The sequence below is a fragment of the Paenibacillus sp. J22FR5 genome, assembly GCF_059691975.1.
Window position 1 is genome coordinate 140,726 of sequence record NZ_JCAUAN010000002.1, and the last position, 14,828, is coordinate 155,553.

At 44.2% G+C, this 14,828-nt stretch carries 20 protein-coding genes; 13 read left to right on the plus strand and 7 right to left on the minus strand.

Going from position 1 to position 14,828, the window contains the following annotated elements; genetic code table 11:
• Positions 1-26: 26 nt before the first annotated feature.
• Complete coding sequence (spoIVB, locus tag AC58P7_RS03820; RefSeq protein ID WP_497340082.1) at positions 27-1,367, plus strand: SpoIVB peptidase; 1,341 nt, start codon at positions 27-29, stop codon at positions 1,365-1,367.
• 234 nt (positions 1,368-1,601) lie between these two features.
• Positions 1,602-2,399 carry a sporulation transcription factor Spo0A gene (spo0A, locus tag AC58P7_RS03825; RefSeq protein ID WP_497340083.1) on the plus strand — a complete coding sequence of 266 codons (798 nt, stop codon included), beginning with the start codon at positions 1,602-1,604 and terminating at the stop codon, positions 2,397-2,399.
• A 146-nt stretch (positions 2,400-2,545) separates the two neighbouring features.
• On the opposite strand, the gene AC58P7_RS03830 is transcribed toward spo0A, so the two are convergent.
• Positions 2,546-2,638, minus strand: coding sequence for a YjcZ family sporulation protein (locus AC58P7_RS03830; RefSeq protein WP_497340084.1), 93 nt, complete (start codon positions 2,636-2,638; stop codon positions 2,546-2,548).
• Between the two features lie 253 nt (positions 2,639-2,891).
• Here AC58P7_RS03830 and AC58P7_RS03835 point away from each other — a divergent pair, with 253 nt between their 5' ends.
• From AC58P7_RS03835 to AC58P7_RS03845, 3 genes are all read left to right on the plus strand, one after another.
• The gene (locus tag AC58P7_RS03835) at positions 2,892-3,992 is read left to right on the plus strand and encodes an MBL fold metallo-hydrolase (RefSeq protein ID WP_497340085.1); all 1,101 of its coding nucleotides are present in this window, start codon (positions 2,892-2,894) and stop codon (positions 3,990-3,992) included.
• 86 nt (positions 3,993-4,078) lie between these two features.
• On the plus strand, positions 4,079-4,498 hold the full coding sequence (locus AC58P7_RS03840; protein WP_497340086.1) for a hypothetical protein: 420 nt from the start codon (positions 4,079-4,081) through the stop codon (positions 4,496-4,498).
• Between the two features lie 77 nt (positions 4,499-4,575).
• On the plus strand, positions 4,576-4,806 hold the full coding sequence (locus AC58P7_RS03845) for a hypothetical protein (RefSeq protein WP_497340087.1): 231 nt from the start codon (positions 4,576-4,578) through the stop codon (positions 4,804-4,806).
• Between the two features lie 93 nt (positions 4,807-4,899).
• On the opposite strand, the gene AC58P7_RS03850 is transcribed toward AC58P7_RS03845, so the two are convergent.
• Entirely contained in the window at positions 4,900-5,166 is a 267-nt protein-coding gene (locus tag AC58P7_RS03850; protein WP_068661976.1) for a hypothetical protein, read from the minus strand.
• Between the two features lie 144 nt (positions 5,167-5,310).
• Here AC58P7_RS03850 and AC58P7_RS03855 point away from each other — a divergent pair, with 144 nt between their 5' ends.
• Complete coding sequence (locus AC58P7_RS03855; RefSeq protein ID WP_497340088.1) at positions 5,311-5,562, plus strand: hypothetical protein; 252 nt, start codon at positions 5,311-5,313, stop codon at positions 5,560-5,562.
• On the opposite strand, the gene brfA is transcribed toward AC58P7_RS03855, so the two are convergent.
• Positions 5,517-5,762 carry a ribosome rescue factor BrfA gene (gene brfA / locus AC58P7_RS03860; protein ID WP_497340089.1) on the minus strand — a complete coding sequence of 82 codons (246 nt, stop codon included), beginning with the start codon at positions 5,760-5,762 and terminating at the stop codon, positions 5,517-5,519. The genes AC58P7_RS03855 and brfA overlap by 46 nt on opposite strands.
• Positions 5,763-5,853: 91 nt before the next feature.
• Here brfA and AC58P7_RS03865 point away from each other — a divergent pair, with 91 nt between their 5' ends.
• A complete protein-coding gene (locus tag AC58P7_RS03865; RefSeq protein WP_497340090.1) occupies positions 5,854-6,039 on the plus strand; it encodes a hypothetical protein in 186 nt (61 codons plus the stop codon).
• A gap of 75 nt (positions 6,040-6,114) precedes the next feature.
• Here AC58P7_RS03865 and AC58P7_RS03870 read toward each other — a convergent pair whose 3' ends face one another.
• Positions 6,115-6,300 carry a hypothetical protein gene (locus AC58P7_RS03870; RefSeq protein WP_145655418.1) on the minus strand — a complete coding sequence of 62 codons (186 nt, stop codon included), beginning with the start codon at positions 6,298-6,300 and terminating at the stop codon, positions 6,115-6,117.
• A gap of 132 nt (positions 6,301-6,432) precedes the next feature.
• Between AC58P7_RS03870 and steA the strand changes: the two genes are divergently transcribed.
• Positions 6,433-7,584 carry a putative cytokinetic ring protein SteA gene (steA, locus tag AC58P7_RS03875; protein ID WP_497340091.1) on the plus strand — a complete coding sequence of 384 codons (1,152 nt, stop codon included), beginning with the start codon at positions 6,433-6,435 and terminating at the stop codon, positions 7,582-7,584.
• Positions 7,585-7,619: 35 nt separating this feature from the next.
• Here the strand turns inward: steA and AC58P7_RS03880 are convergent, their stop codons facing one another.
• A complete protein-coding gene (locus tag AC58P7_RS03880; RefSeq protein ID WP_497340092.1) occupies positions 7,620-7,883 on the minus strand; it encodes a DUF2627 domain-containing protein in 264 nt (87 codons plus the stop codon).
• A 262-nt stretch (positions 7,884-8,145) separates the two neighbouring features.
• Between AC58P7_RS03880 and lpdA the strand changes: the two genes are divergently transcribed.
• The 4 genes from lpdA to AC58P7_RS03900 all read left to right on the plus strand — a co-directional run bounded on the left by lpdA (position 8,146) and on the right by AC58P7_RS03900 (position 13,147).
• Positions 8,146-9,570: a dihydrolipoyl dehydrogenase gene (gene lpdA / locus AC58P7_RS03885; RefSeq protein WP_497340093.1), complete on the plus strand. Its 1,425-nt coding sequence runs from the start codon at positions 8,146-8,148 to the stop codon at positions 9,568-9,570.
• A gap of 108 nt (positions 9,571-9,678) precedes the next feature.
• Entirely contained in the window at positions 9,679-10,689 is a 1,011-nt protein-coding gene (locus AC58P7_RS03890) for a thiamine pyrophosphate-dependent dehydrogenase E1 component subunit alpha (protein WP_497340094.1), read from the plus strand.
• A 2-nt stretch (positions 10,690-10,691) separates the two neighbouring features.
• Complete coding sequence (locus AC58P7_RS03895; protein ID WP_497340095.1) at positions 10,692-11,672, plus strand: alpha-ketoacid dehydrogenase subunit beta; 981 nt, start codon at positions 10,692-10,694, stop codon at positions 11,670-11,672.
• A 140-nt stretch (positions 11,673-11,812) separates the two neighbouring features.
• The gene (locus AC58P7_RS03900; RefSeq protein ID WP_497340096.1) at positions 11,813-13,147 is read left to right on the plus strand and encodes a dihydrolipoamide acetyltransferase family protein; all 1,335 of its coding nucleotides are present in this window, start codon (positions 11,813-11,815) and stop codon (positions 13,145-13,147) included.
• A 6-nt stretch (positions 13,148-13,153) separates the two neighbouring features.
• Here AC58P7_RS03900 and prli42 read toward each other — a convergent pair whose 3' ends face one another.
• A complete protein-coding gene (gene prli42 / locus AC58P7_RS03905) occupies positions 13,154-13,330 on the minus strand; it encodes a stressosome-associated protein Prli42 (protein ID WP_497340097.1) in 177 nt (58 codons plus the stop codon).
• Here prli42 and AC58P7_RS03910 point away from each other — a divergent pair.
• Positions 13,329-14,459 (plus strand): M20/M25/M40 family metallo-hydrolase, encoded by a 1,131-nt coding sequence (locus AC58P7_RS03910; RefSeq protein ID WP_497340098.1) that lies wholly within the window; start codon positions 13,329-13,331, stop codon positions 14,457-14,459. The two genes, prli42 and AC58P7_RS03910, sit on opposite strands and share 2 nt — an antisense overlap.
• Before the next feature lie 100 nt (positions 14,460-14,559).
• Here the strand turns inward: AC58P7_RS03910 and mciZ are convergent, their stop codons facing one another.
• A complete protein-coding gene (gene mciZ / locus AC58P7_RS03915) occupies positions 14,560-14,766 on the minus strand; it encodes a Z-ring formation inhibitor MciZ (protein ID WP_497340099.1) in 207 nt (68 codons plus the stop codon).
• Positions 14,767-14,828 lie beyond the last annotated feature (62 nt).

A 14,828-nucleotide genomic window follows, 5' to 3' on the forward strand; every position in this document is an offset into this window, starting at 1 on the left:
AGGAATTATGAAGGAGCGTGTTGATAGTGCAATCCAACAAAAGAAAAAGATTGTTCGGACTCTTGCTCGTCTTCTTCGTTTGCTTGGTCAGTGTGTCCCCGCCTTTTCAGAGCTTTGCCTCCTTTCCACAAGAACTTCGCTTATTTAGCGGACAAGGGAAGCAGCTTCAGTTGACAATGCCGGTCAGTGCCCAGGTTACGGTCAAGGATACGGATATTGTAAAGGTAAATGGCAACGCCGAGCACTCATTTCAAGTTAATTTGAATGAACCTATTTCTCTGCAATCCGATCATTCCGGACAAACGGAAATGAAGCTCAAATTATTCGGAGCCATTCCAATCAAGACTGTCAAAGTGAATGTCGTACCTGATTTAAAAGTAATCCCAGGGGGCCAGACAATCGGTGTGAAAATTAAGTCTGCCGGTATTTTGGTGGTAGGTCATCATTTGGTGACTGTTGCCTCAGAGCAAAAAGTTTCACCTGGGGAAGAAGCTAAAATTCAAGTTGGAGACTTAATTACCAAAATTAATGGCAAGGATTCTAAAGATGTTAGCAAGGTCGCAGAGTTAGTAGCCAAATCTGGCGAGAGCAAGAATCCACTCGTTTTGCAAATTTTACGAAATAATCAAGAGATCATGATCAAGTTGCAACCCGTGTATGACGTCGTAGATAAGTCATACCGCTTAGGACTATACATTCGCGACTCCGCGGCAGGTGTGGGGACATTAACCTTCTACGCACCGGATCAGGGCGTCTACGGAGCTCTTGGACATGTCATAACGGATATGGACACACAGACTCCCATTATTGTAGGCGATGGCGACATTGTATATTCGAATGTGACTTCCATTTCCAAGAGTCGTGGTGGAGATCCAGGAGAGAAACACGCTACCTTGTACAAAGACAGTAAAGTGATTGGCAATATTGAACGAAACACAGCTTTTGGCATCTTCGGTAAAATGTATGGAGCTCCCGACCATAGTTTAGAAAAAGAGGCTATCCCTGTTGCCTTCGCAGAAGAAGTGAAGGAAGGTCCGGCCCAAATCTATACGGTACTCGAAGGACAGAAGGTAGAGAAATTCGATATTGAGGTCGTTCATGTATCCAAACAAGACGTGCCTGGTACGAAAGGTATGGTTATCAAAATTACGGATCCGCGGTTGTTAGATAAAACGGGTGGGATTGTTCAGGGGATGAGCGGCAGTCCTATTATCCAAAATGGTAAATTGATCGGTGCTGTTACGCATGTATTCGTGAATGATCCAACAAGCGGATATGGCTGCTTCATTGAATGGATGCTGCAAGACTCCGGCATTATCCTTCGTCCAACTTCAGGAGACACTTACAAAGAACTAAAGGCGAGTTAGCTGCCTTTGGTTCTTTATTTCATTTTAACCTCTTTCTACAGGGGCTTAGCGACTTTCGTGACTTAATGTCGAAAAATGTTGGAAACAGAAGATAAATATTATATTATATAAGAAAGTTAAACAAATGGAAAGAAAAATAATATTCGACAGAAGGATTTTAAATAGAGCTGTCGAATAGCTTTACTTAAGAGAGAAAATACCAACTTGTTTCAGTAGCTAAAGGAGGATATTCAGTTGCAAAAAATTCAGGTGTTGCTTGCAGACGATAATCGCGAATTTACCCATTTATTATCAGAGTTCATTGGTGAGCAAGAGGATATGGAAATTATGGGCGTTGCGTACAATGGTAACGAGGTCCTTCGTTTTCTGGAACAGCAACGTGAGCTGCCCGATGTTCTCATTTTAGATATTATTATGCCTCACCTTGATGGGCTGGGTGTTCTAGAGAAAATGCGTGAAATGAATCTTCCTTCACAGCCGAAGATCATTATGCTTACGGCCTTTGGTCAAGAGAATATTACGCAAAAAGCGGTGCAATTGGGTGCTTCCTACTACATATTGAAACCATTTGATATGGAAACCCTTACGAATCGCATTCGTCAGCTTGCTGGCAATGCGTCAACGACTACTACTACTACATCAACGCCGCGTGCGAATGTTGTTCACATGCCAAAGGGTAAAAATTTGGATGCTAATATTACTAGCATCATTCATGAAATCGGTGTTCCTGCACATATTAAGGGATATCAATATTTGCGCGAGGCCATTACGATGGTCTACAACAATATCGAAATTCTAGGTGCGATCACCAAAACGCTCTACCCTGCCATCGCTGAAAAGTACAAAACAACACCAAGCCGTGTTGAACGCGCAATTCGCCATGCGATTGAAGTCGCTTGGACACGTGGCAATATCGACAGCATCTCCTTCATCTTCGGATACACGATTAACATCTCTAAGTCAAAGCCGACAAATAGCGAATTCATCGCGATGGTTGCTGACAAATTGCGCATCGAGCATAAGGTTTCTTGAGACGGTTAGAAGCTTTATAAAATTATTAAAACGAGAACGCTCAGCGATGAGCGTTCTTTCTCTATTTTAAACAGCTTGTATGAGCTGCCTAGAAAGCAGAAAAACTACCTAGACGGTCTAGGTAGTCCCTCCGTATTTGTTTTAAATTACCAAACAAAAGCGCTAGTGATAATAACCAATAAGATGAAAAGTACCAAGATAGCTGCTGAAGAAGTACCTACGCCAATTCCACAACTCATTCGAATCAACCTCCAATGGATATTTGGTTTGTGTTTCGAGATAGCTTATGACTATTTTCGTGGAATGTTTGGGCAAATCGACTGATTGTGCTATTGTCCCTGTCCGCTTAAATAATTTTATGAGTTGTAAGGAGCTTCTTGAAAACTTGGAACCAATGGAGAGGTTCTTACGTTATTACAACGTAGTCTATTCATTTTACAGTGAGTTGACCGATAGTAATTGAATTTATACATGAGGCATGGAGGCCAGAAGATGGTAGTAACGATAGAAATAATTGTGGTTTTGATTATTGTATTTCTCATATTCATGAGGGTGTACCCCGTATTTGGGCAAAAGCCTTCGAAGGAGAATGCGAGAAATTACACGAAGTCGCAACAATATGCATTAGGAAAATTTGAAAATCCAGTCCCAACGATGATGAATATGAGTTTCTCCACGACGTTAGGGATCTTACGAGATATGATCAAGGGAAGTCCTAAGCGACGTCCGGCATCCCCAATACCGATGGAAACACCCCAATTTCAAGTGAATGCAGACACAAGTGTCACATGGTTTGGGCACTCTGCAAGCTTGCTTACGATCGATGGGAAAGCTCTGCTGCTTGATCCGATGTTTGGAAGAACGCCGTCTCCCTTCCCATGGTTAGGAAAAAACAGATACAGCGGCGGACTGCCTTTTGAGCTTGAGCAGCTTCCGAGGATAGATGCCGTTATTTTATCCCACGATCATTATGATCATTTGGACTACGGTTCGATTATGAAAATTAAGCACAAAGTGAATAGATTCATCGTCCCTCTTGGTGTTGGCGCCCATTTAATCCGATGGGGAGTTCCAACCTCCCAGATTGAGGAACATGATTGGTGGGATGAGCTTGCGTTTGAAGGATTGGAGCTGGCATGTACGCCTGCCAACCATTTCTCGGGGCGCAGCGTGAATGATCGCGGAGCTACCTTATGGTGTTCTTGGGTCATAAAAGGAAAGCAGTCCAGCGTCTTTTTCAGCGGTGACAGTGGTTATACGCCTCATTTTAAGATAATTGGTGACAAATATGGACCTTTCGATCTCACGTTGATGGAATGCGGCCAATATGACGAGCGATGGGCAGATATTCATTTGATGCCAGAAGAAACGGTGCAAGCGCATCTTGACGTAAAAGGAAAGGTAATGATGCCTATTCATTGGGGAGCGTTCACGTTGGCCATCCATGATTGGAATGATCCCGTTGCTCGCGCCGCGAAGGCTGCTCAAGCAAAAGGGGTGAAGTTGGTGACGCCGCCAATTGGTCAAACCGTTATCTTGAAGGGATCTGACGTTCTGAACTACCCGAACTCGAATTGGTGGGCACAGGGTTAGTTCGCACTAAACTGGCTACAAGGGTATTCACATGGTATTATGAATGAGGTTAAGAGACAGAAGTGATCAGGAGAGAAGAAGAGTCTATGTCAGAACAAAAAAGTGTGCGTAAATTTCATTTTCTAGCCGTTGTGCTGGGAGTCGCCGTTGATAATATCGGAACCTTATTATCATCTGGTTTAATTGGCAGTTTGTATTTTGCAAATCGTCCTACGGGAGATCAGGATGTAAGTGTGATTTATTCCAACGTAGCTCTTCTGCTTTTATTTCTGGTAGTTGGCTTGTTTTGGACGTTTCTAGGCAGTTATCTGACTGCTAAGTTTGCAAAGCGGGCCGAACTTTTCAATGCAGCGATCATTGGGGTCATTGGAGCGGGGATTGGATTTGATTCGATGCTAACGCAGGATGTCATTCCATTATGGTATGAGTTGACCGGATTTATTGCCATTGTACCAGTAGCGTTATTGGGCGGATATGTTGCACTCAAGAAGAAAAAGACATCCTAGGTAGGAATACCTGATGCGCTCTATAGACTTGGTTTAAGCACGTTGCCTATAGGTGAATGAAGTTAGGAGGTAGGCGGATGCCAAAGTTCGCGAATGTGAGTGAGGAAGCGACTGCATTTCTACGAGAGCAAACAGGCAGCAGTCAGCTGGAGTGCTATACGTATATTGATCCAGCACATACAGGAGATAGTTTCTTTATCGTCAGAACAAGCAATAAGGTCATTCATGTCTCCTTTACAGAAATTACGTATGATCCGCGGAATTATCAAAGCTTACTAGAAGGGCTTTATCGAGCTATCTATGAATAAAAATAGTTGGTTACCCCATGCGCGGTGGCCGTCTGTATAACAATGAAACCCCTCAGCCTAGTTGGCTAAGGGGTTTCGTCATTTTTATTCCAATTACTTGATGAACGTTAATGCTTGATCAGCAATGGAGTATTTGTAGCGATCAAGGCAATTGCAAAGATAATCTTTGCGGCAAATTGGGCAAGGTTCTTTCATCAAACGATTCAAATCCGTTACGCGGCCAATTCCTGTTTCTGCATCTCTTTCGAAGAAGAGACGACATTTGTTTCGGTCTTTCAAGGAAACAACAACTTCGAAAAGACCATTCTTTTTATTATCACTCACTATTGTTGCATCAACTACCTGCGGATCGTAGGCCATATGTATTTCCTCCTAAGAGTTTGCTCAGCATCACATACTACATCGCAAATTCATAAATTAGCATGCTTTTCTCTTTGTTAGCTCGGTTGCATTAGTATATTATATAAATAAAAAAGATTTTATTCAATAGGAGGTCATCTAGACATGATCATGGACTATTGTGAACAGGAAATAACCGAGGGGAAGACGTATTTACACATCGGTCTTCAGTTCGAAGATGAGCCTGATTCTTTATATGTAGCAGAGTTAGAGGTAGATGACAGAGGGGTTGTTGCAAGTTGGCAGTTGTTTTTCAATGGGTTCGATTGCAAGTACAATTTCCGTCCATCGGAAAAGGAAGAAATGATTCATTATGCAGACCAGCAGGGGATCACCATTCGAGAGGGGCAAGAATGAGAAAAGGAATCATCGCCATGTACATGGTTCAAATTCCTTGATTTGTGTTTATTGTGTTTTTTGGTCTGTAGTTCTATTCGTGTAGGTGTTGTCTTGGTTACTGGATTCGTGCCGTGCCAATGTAATCGATTCATGACGGGATCTAGTTTCCCTTCACGTAAACAACGTTGACGCATCTTTTGAGCTTGAGATCGTGACATGTTGATTCCCTCTTTTCAATATAAGTTTATACTTCTATTCTATCAGGTGATGAGGAAGAGGCAATGGAAAGATTTTATTAATTAAAAAAGGGTGAACGCATTGCGCATACAAATCCAATTAGCAATAGATGGCGAAATGAAGAAGACGGATGTGCTCGAAATTGCAGAGCATAAGCTGGGTGAAATGACGGACGACGAAATTGAACAAGCGATTGAAGTGAAAATCCGAACGTGGGTTGATCGGATGGTGCAGGTTGAATGGGAAGTTATCGACTAGTTAACTGAAGATAGTAATAAAACGGCTCCGAAGGGGATCGACCCTACGGAGCATCAGTGTACAACCTATGTATGATTAGTGAACAATGGTGCCCACTCCAGTCTTCTGTAAAGCATGTTCCCAACTTGGATAGTAATACAGGGCGTTTTTCATAAGATCAGGGTGCAGCTTCTTCACATTTTTTTTGGCTAGTGATTCCCCTGTGCTGTGAAGCTGCACAATTTGGCCTAACACTTCATCTGCGCTCATGTTTAGCTCCATGGATGATTCCACTCCTTTCTTTAAGAATATAACCCAATGCTTGCCATTCACAGCTTAAAATATACATAGAATTTTGTGGGATCGGGTAAATTAGGTAGGCCAGGAGACGTTAGGAAAGTCAGGTGTCTAACCATGAATTGGTCTTCCTTATCTTTATTTGCCGCGAAGCCTAACCCGCTCTGCAAAGGAAAAATCGCACTAATAACAGGTGCATATGAGACGTTTAAACAACTCCCGCTAAGTCGTATTGTTGTGCTCATGCAAAGCGATATGGATGAAGAAATGGCACAGGAGCTTATAGATCGAAGAGTAAAGGCAATCATTCACTGTGGAAAAACGATGAGTAGTATTTACCCAACGCAAGGTCCTCTCTTGCTTTTACAACAACAAATCCAAATTTATGAATTGGATGCCGTTCATGTCGAACTCCTCATACCCGATGTAGAATTGATTATTTATTCAGATTACATCCAAGTGTCTGGGCAGTCTGTACCTTGCAGAGCCTTTACACGTGAGGACTGGCTATTTGCCCAACAGGCTGCAAATGAACAGGTAGCGGAACGATGGGAGCCATTCATTGAACACACATTCGCATATGCCATGCGAGAAAAGCAGGCTGTCAGAGAGCCTTTACCTTACTTAGAACTCCGTACGCAATTAGAAGGCAGACACATCTTGGTGGTTTCGACAGGTACAGGGTATAAGAAGGATTTGCAAACAGCGAAAGGGTTTATTACTGCTTTTAAGCCGATTTTATTAGGAGTTGGCGAGGGAGCGGATGCCCTATTGGCGAGTGACTATAGACCGGATATCGTTGTAGCGGATTCCAATCAAATTTCGAATCGAGTCTGGGAGTGCGGAGCAGAAATAATTATCCATACCTATCCCAAGGATCAACTTAGGTCTGAAGAACTGACATCGTTAAGTACCTATTCACATATTTTGCCTTGCTTGGGTAACAGTGAAGATGCAGCACTATTGTTAGCCTATGAAAAAGGCGGCGAATGGCTCATTACTGTCGGCGTACAATCGCATATCAGTGATTTTCTTGCAAAAGGGCGTGAGGATATGGGAAGCGCGCTTCTTGTGCGGATGAAGGTCGGTGCACGACTTGTGGATATCAAAAGCTTGCAAGCCTTGTATCATCAGCCTCATCAATGCCTTAGAGAAGCGGCTTCAACTATCCTACTTTCATGTGTATTTATTGGACTCAGCCTGTTCCAGCTTCACTGGATCTTGAAACGTGCGGCACATGTTGTGTGGAAGCTTGTTAACGCACAATGATGGCATCAACAAAAAGGCCGGACACAAGGTCCGGTCTATTTGTTGCGTTTAGGTTTGAATCTAGGAGCTAGATAGTTCCGCTTACGATCTCTGAAGAAGGTCCATCCGCCAATAAAAGCAACGCCGACCAGAAAAAGAATCAAGCCTAAGAAGAATTTCCCCCACAACATACCGCTATTGGAATCCGTATCGAATTGAGCGAAAAAGGCATCTTTCATCGCGAGAAAACCATAGGTAGCGGTAATACCTGGAATAACGAGTAGTAGAATAGCGATAAAACGATAAAATGGTGCTTTCATAGCGACTCCTTACCTGACATGAAACATGTTTTTTCTAAAAATATAAGATTTTATATGTTTCACATAATAATACGGCTATATTTCTGGATAAACGCAGTCGTCCTTAAAGGACGGTGTAGCCGTTTATTCTACATCATACTCTGAATCTTCTAGCGTGTCTAATTCACAAATAAGACTATGACTTCGATCCCAAAAAAGGGTAATATAATAGAGACGAACGTATACATATAACAAGTAATTGTTTTATAGGGAGGAAATATTCATGAGTGAACATAGATATGATGTCGTGGTATTAGGCGGAGGAATCGGTGGCTATACCGCAGCGATCAGAGCTGCACAATTAGGTAAGACGGTGGCTATCGTCGAAAGAGATAAGATGGGCGGTACCTGCTTACATCAAGGCTGTATTCCAAGTAAAGCCTTACTGCGCAGTGCAGAAGTTTATTCAGCTATGAAACATAGTGAGGATTACGGTATTTCGGCAGAATCGGTTACGTTGAATTTTGATGCGGTTCTCAGTCGTAAACAACGCATTGTTGATCAATTACATCAAGGTCTTCAGTTTCTGATGAAAAAAAATAAAATTACGATACACCATGGGAATGGACGAATTATCGGGCCTTCGATTTTCTCGCCGCGCAGTGGTGCTGTATCTGTTGAGAAAGAGGACGGTGATATTGAAACGCTCCTTTCGAGCAATTTAATTATAGCAACGGGCTCAAGACCGCGCAGCTTACCAGGCTTAGAAATCGATGGCACGTCAATCATCACAAGTGAAGATGCCCTGCGGATGGAAACATTGCCTAAATCCATTATTATCGTCGGCGGTGGCGTAATTGGCGTAGAATGGGCATCGATGTTGAGTGATTTTGGCGTAGAGGTCACGATAGTTGAAGTGGATAAACGTTTAGTCAGCCTAGAAGACCAAGATGTTTCGAAAGAACTAGAGCGTCTATTCAAAAAACGCGGGATTAAGCTGGAAACAGGAGCGAAGCTGCTGCCGGAATCTGTTAAAGTGTCAGATGGCATGGTTACTTTACAAGTGGACAAGCAGGGTGAGCTGCAGGAGCTATCCGCGGAGCGGGTTCTTGTTTCGGTTGGCCGCGTGGCGAATATTGAAGCAATGGGATTGGAGAATACAGATATCAAAATTGATAAAGGCGTAATTCGCGTTAATCGCTTCATGCAAACGACGGAGTCGCATATCTATGCAGTTGGTGATGTCATAGGTGGGTTGATGCTGGCGCATATGGCAGGTCATGAAGGAATTGTAGCAGCCGAACACATTGCTGGTCATCAACCAGATGAGCTTCAAACGCACCTTGTATCCAGATGTACTTATACGAGACCTGAGATTGCCAGTGTTGGTTGGACCCAGCAGCAGGCGATTGATCAAGGTCACCAAGTGAAAGTTGGTAAATTTAGTTTCAAAGGAATAGGGAAAGCTTTAGTTTATGGGGATTCTGACGGCTTCGTGAAGGTCATTGCAGATAAGGATACGAATGATATTCTAGGGGTTCATATGATTGGTCCTCAAGTTACGAACAGTATCACGGAGGCTGCTCTGGCTCAAGTGCTTAATGCGTCACCATGGGAAGTTGGACAAACGATCCATCCACATCCAACACTTTCTGAAGCATTGGGTGAGGCTATGCTAGCCGTTGATGGGATAGCAATTAGCGGATAAAAATTGTAATCATAAACGTTTACGTTTATAATATGCTTATAGAGTCAAGTACTAGGACCAGGTATTAAGTTTTAGTCGTCAATACATCTCACTAAGGAGGCAAACTCCATGTCCATTGGTCAGCTATATAAGCACAGAAGTTTAGGATTATCTGATGATGAAGCTATACGTATGTATACGGTTATGAGTCTTACTGCCAAATATGATGAGCGAGCATTCATGCTTCAACGTGCAGGTAAAATTCCGTTCCACGTTTCTGGGATGGGTCAATATGCGGGGCAAGTTGGTATGGCTTTCGCTATGCAAGCACAGAAGGATTATTTTTTACCCTATTATCGTGATTATGCTTTCGTTCTTTCCGTTGGCATGACGGTTAGAGATCTCATGCTTGCGGTTTTCTGTAAAGCAGAAGATGTTAATAGTGGCGGCAGACAAATGGCGGGTCATTTCGGTGACCGTAAAAATCATATCGTAACGGGATCTTCCCCGGTTACTACGCAAGTTCCGCATGCAACAGGCTTTGCGCTAGCCGCGAAGATGAAGAAACAAGATTTCGTAACGTTTGTCTCCTTTGGGGAAGGCTCCAGTAATCAAGGGGATTTCCATGAAGGCTGTAATTTTGCAGGTGTACATAAGCTGCCTGTTATTTTCGTCTGTGAAAATAATCAATACGCGATTTCTGTTCCCCTTCACAAGCAAGTGGCAGGTAAGATTGCTGACCGTGCGATTGGATACGGGTTCCCAGGTGTTCAAGTCGATGGCAGTGATGTCTTGGAAATGTATCGTGTCACCAAAGAAGCGAGAGAAAGAGCTGTTCGAGGTGAAGGTCCGACATTGATCGAGATGATGTCCTATCGACTCATGCCGCATTCCACTTCCGATGATGACATGCTCTATCGGACGAAAGAAGAAGTTGAAGAGAACCGTCAGAAAGATGGTATTTTTAAATTCAAAGAATACCTAATCGCTTGTGAACTCTGGAGCGAAGAACAAGATATAGCGCTGCAAGAAAGCCAAAAGCAAGAAATCAATGAAGCAACGAAGTATGCTGATCTTGCCCCTTATCCGAAGCCGGAAGATACGCTTCTTCATGTTTATGCGGAAGGAGATGGCAAATAACGATGGCAGTTATTACGTATTTGGAAGCTATCCGTTCTGCGATGCAGGAGGAAATGCAGCAGGACGAGAACGTATTCGTGCTTGGTGAGGACGTAGGGAAAGGCGGCGTTCTCAACACGACCAAAGGGCTTCGCGACATATTTGGCGAAGATCGCGTGTTGGACACGCCTTTGGCTGAATCAGCGATCGTGGGTGTTGCCATCGGCGCGGCGATGTATGGCATGAAGCCGATTGCTGAAATTCAATTTGCTGACTTCATTTTTCCAGCAACGAATCAAATCCTAAGCGAAGCAGCAAAAATTCGATATCGTTCGAATAATGACTGGAACTGCCCGATTGTCATTCGTGCGCCGTACGGCGCAACTGGCGCTGGTGCGTTGTACCATTCACAATGTCCAGAATCGGTGTTCTTTGGCACGCCAGGTCTGAAAATCGTAGCACCATCGAATCCTTATGATGCCAAGGGATTGTTAAAGGCCGCAATACGTGACGGGGATCCCGTGCTTTATTTTGAACATAAGAAGTGTTACCTAGCCCTATCCGCCGAAGTTCCGGAAGAAGACTATATCGTGCCAATTGGGAAAGCGGATGTGAAACGTCAAGGTACGGATATTACGGTTATCGCCTATGGCATGGTTGTGAATTATGTGCTTCAAGCCGCAGAGGAATTGGCGAAGGAAGGTATTTCAGCGCACGTCCTTGATTTGCGTACCTTACAGCCGCTGGATCGCGATGCCATTCTAGAAGCTGCCAGAAAAACAGGCAAAGTACTCATTACGCATGAGGATAACAAGACAGGCGGCGTCGGTGCGGAAGTATCAGCGATCATCGCGGAAGAGATGCTGTTTGAGCTGGATGCGCCGATCGCAAGACTATGCGGACCTGACGTACCTGCTGTAGGCAGCAATCCACCGATGGAGAAGTTTTTCCTACTGAATGCAGATAAGCTGAAGGATGCTATGCGTCAGCTTGCTTTGTTCTAAATATCTGTTCAAATATGAGAACTTATAGTTTTACGTGATAATTCGGCTATATTTCAGGATAAACGCATACGTCCAAGTTGGACAATGTAGCCGTTTATTGTGTCATCCGTTGATCTTTTCCGAAATTAGGAGGTACTTGTATGAACCAAACCGGCCGCCTCACCGAGGTGACTGTTCCGCATTTGGCGGAAAGTCTCGTATCGGCTACAATCGGCAAATGGCTGAAAAAGCCAGGCGATTATATTGAACAATATGAAGTTCTTTGTGAGCTATTCACAGAGAAAGTAAATACAGAAATGCCTAGCCCCATTGAGGGTAAGCTAATCAAAATTATTGTCGGCGACGGTGAAACAGCTGCAGTTGGCGAAGCGATTTGTGTCATTGAAGAGCCAACTGGCTATTCAGGTAACACTGCGGCGACGCCAGCAGGTGCACCAACCGCGTCGGCTGTCTCCGATGACACGGATCAAAGCATGCGTGGCCGCTTCTCACCAGCGGTCCACAAACTTGCCCAAGATAACCGTGTGGATTTGTCACGCGTTGCAGGGACCGGCCTTGGTGGGCGAATCACCCGCAAGGATGTGGAGACCTTCATCGCTTCTGGCGGCGCAAATGCAGCTCCTGCAGCCGTTCAAGCGGCGGCACCTGCTGCATCTGTAGCAGCACCAGTCGTTGCTGAAGAACCTGCAAGCCAACCTGTTCGCAGCTCTGGTATCCATTTGTCAGCGAGCCCACAAACACCGCTGATCGAAGCAGAAGGTCACAACCTCGACGCACGTAATGAGCATTTCATTGATGTAACGCCAATGCGTAATTCGATTGCCACGAAGATGCGCCAAAGCGTCACGGAAATTCCGCATGCTTGGACCATGATTGAAGTCGATGTGACGAATCTAGTTGTTCTGCGTAACAAAGTGAAGGACGAGTTCATGCGCCGCGAGGGCATTAACCTAACTTACCTGGCATTTATGTTGAAGGCTGTTGTCAACGCGATCAAAGACTATCCGATCATTAACTCCGTTTGGGCTGTAGATAAAATTATCGTGAAACGCGATATTAACATTTCCTTGTCTGTAGGTACGGAAGATTCTGTGATGACACCGGTTATCAAAAAAGCCGATCAAAAAAATATCGCTGGTTTAGCAAGGGAAATTGATGAGTTAACGAAGAAGACACGTGCGGGGAAATTATCACTGAATGATATGGTTGGTGGTACGTTTACTGTTAATAATACAGGCTCCTTCGGTTCGATTCTCTCGTACCCAATCATTAACTACCCGCAAGCGGCGATTGTGACGTTCGAATCGATCGTGAAGAAGCCTGTCGTTATTCAAGATATGATAGCGGTGCGCTCTATGGTCAACCTTTGCTTATCGCTCGATCACCGGATTCTTGATGGTGTGATCTGTGGAAGGTTTCTACAAAGAGTGAAAGAAAATTTAGAAAGCTACAACGCGGATACTAAAATTTACTAAAGACTCTTACGAACTGAAAAATAATCCGGCTGTAAATAATAGGCTGGATAACAACATAACGATGAGCATAATGTAAATAACAACTTTGAAAATTTTCTTGTTCTGTAGCACAGGATTCACTCCTTTTTCAACAGCTTGTATTATTTTATTGTAACTCAAAGTGTGTATCGGAGGAAAGTACATGATTCAACAAGATCGTTTGGTTCAAGAGTTCATATCCCTTGTGAAGGTGGATAGTGAGACTCGATTCGAGCAAGACATCTGCGTCGTTCTCAAACAAAAATTCAGTGGGCTTGGTTTAAAGGTTGTAGAAGATCAGTCGATGGCCAAAAGCGGCCATGGGGCAGGGAACTTGATTTGTACGCTTGAAGCGACGGACAGTAACCCCGCGATCCCAACTATATTCTTCACATCTCATATGGACACAGTTGCTCCTGGTAATGGCATCAAGCCGCAAATCGGCGCAGATGGGTATATTCGATCCGATGGGACAACGATCCTAGGTAGCGATGATAAAGCAGGAATCGCTGCGATGCTTGAAGGGATTCAAGTTTTGAAAGAGCAAAACATCCCGCATGGTCGCATTCAATTCGTCATTACAGCTGGCGAAGAAAGTGGCTTAAAAGGGGCACGCGCGATGGAGCGCAGCAGCATGGAAGCGGAATATGGTTTCGCGTTAGATTCGAACGGTAACCTTGGCGCTATTGCAACAGCAGCACCTGGACGTGCGGAAATTGAAATCATTTTCCATGGCAAATCAGCGCATGCTGGTGTGAATCCGGAAGATGGCATCTCTGCCATCCAAGTGGCAAGCAAAGCCGTTTCGCGTATGTCATTGGGTAGAATCGATAATGAAACAACCGCAAATATTGGAAGCTTTTCTGGCGTAGGACCGCTAAACGTCGTATGCGATAAAGTGAAGATGGAAGCTGAAGCGCGCAGTATTGTTCAGCACAAGCTAGAAGCGCAGATTGAGGCGATGAAAAATGCCTGTGAATCTGCAGCAGCCGAAGCTGGTACTACATGTGAGTTTCATGCGGACATCGTGTACGCATCGTACATGCACGATGATTCGGCACCGATCGTTCAATTGACATCTCGTGCGATGAGCACGATAGGTCTAACAGCGAATACCTTCCACTCCGGTGGTGGAAGTGACGCGAATATTTTCAACGGTATGGGCATCCCTACAGTGAATTTGGCCGTTGGTTATTTAGAGATACATACGGTCAAAGAGCGTATCGCGATTAGTGATCTTGTCAAAACAGCTGAGCTCGTGGTGGCCCTTGTTAAGGAAGCTGCGAAGGGTTAAGCCGTAGAACAATAAAAAACCGATTCGTCCGCCTCCTGGCGCGGCTAATCGGTTTTCGCTTTAATAGGGTGCATTTGTGCTGATGATACTGTCAGAACGCCTATGTATGTGCTATTGGAAAAGGGATCACATCAGACCTAAGTGGAGTTTCCTGCGATTTAGACGTCTGAGATGTATACAAGCCAGCTAGATAATCAGCTACATTGGCCGAAGGACCGGCTTGCAGAAGCATTTGCAGAAGCTGATGTTTGATCTCCCAGGCTTTGCCCACAAGTCGGATTTGCTTATCGCTCACGTAGCTCTTCATATCGGAGTCCCTCTTTTCAGGAAAATATTTGATATAATGAACGATATGCAAGAAGTGGACAA

Bases quoted from the DNA above. Each gene is read 5' to 3' on its own strand.
- AC58P7_RS03830 (WP_497340084.1), bottom strand. From the start codon at position 2,638: ATGAGTTGTGGAATTGGCGTAGGTACTTCTTCAGCAGCTATCTTGGTA.
- AC58P7_RS03835 (WP_497340085.1), top strand. From the start codon at position 2,892: ATGGTAGTAACGATAGAAATAATTGTGGTTTTGATTATTGTATTTCTC.
- AC58P7_RS03840 (WP_497340086.1), top strand. From the start codon at position 4,079: ATGTCAGAACAAAAAAGTGTGCGTAAATTTCATTTTCTAGCCGTTGTG.
- AC58P7_RS03845 (WP_497340087.1), top strand. From the start codon at position 4,576: ATGCCAAAGTTCGCGAATGTGAGTGAGGAAGCGACTGCATTTCTACGA.
- AC58P7_RS03850 (WP_068661976.1), bottom strand. From the start codon at position 5,166: ATGGCCTACGATCCGCAGGTAGTTGATGCAACAATAGTGAGTGATAAT.
- AC58P7_RS03855 (WP_497340088.1), top strand. From the start codon at position 5,311: ATGATCATGGACTATTGTGAACAGGAAATAACCGAGGGGAAGACGTAT.
- brfA (WP_497340089.1), bottom strand. From the start codon at position 5,762: ATGTCACGATCTCAAGCTCAAAAGATGCGTCAACGTTGTTTACGTGAA.
- AC58P7_RS03870 (WP_145655418.1), bottom strand. From the start codon at position 6,300: ATGGAGCTAAACATGAGCGCAGATGAAGTGTTAGGCCAAATTGTGCAG.
- steA (WP_497340091.1), top strand. From the start codon at position 6,433: ATGAATTGGTCTTCCTTATCTTTATTTGCCGCGAAGCCTAACCCGCTC.
- AC58P7_RS03880 (WP_497340092.1), bottom strand. From the start codon at position 7,883: ATGAAAGCACCATTTTATCGTTTTATCGCTATTCTACTACTCGTTATT.
- lpdA (WP_497340093.1), top strand. From the start codon at position 8,146: ATGAGTGAACATAGATATGATGTCGTGGTATTAGGCGGAGGAATCGGT.
- AC58P7_RS03890 (WP_497340094.1), top strand. From the start codon at position 9,679: ATGTCCATTGGTCAGCTATATAAGCACAGAAGTTTAGGATTATCTGAT.
- AC58P7_RS03895 (WP_497340095.1), top strand. From the start codon at position 10,692: ATGGCAGTTATTACGTATTTGGAAGCTATCCGTTCTGCGATGCAGGAG.
- AC58P7_RS03900 (WP_497340096.1), top strand. From the start codon at position 11,813: ATGAACCAAACCGGCCGCCTCACCGAGGTGACTGTTCCGCATTTGGCG.
- AC58P7_RS03910 (WP_497340098.1), top strand. From the start codon at position 13,329: ATGATTCAACAAGATCGTTTGGTTCAAGAGTTCATATCCCTTGTGAAG.
- prli42 (WP_497340097.1), bottom strand. From the start codon at position 13,330: ATGTACTTTCCTCCGATACACACTTTGAGTTACAATAAAATAATACAA.
- mciZ (WP_497340099.1), bottom strand. From the start codon at position 14,766: ATGAAGAGCTACGTGAGCGATAAGCAAATCCGACTTGTGGGCAAAGCC.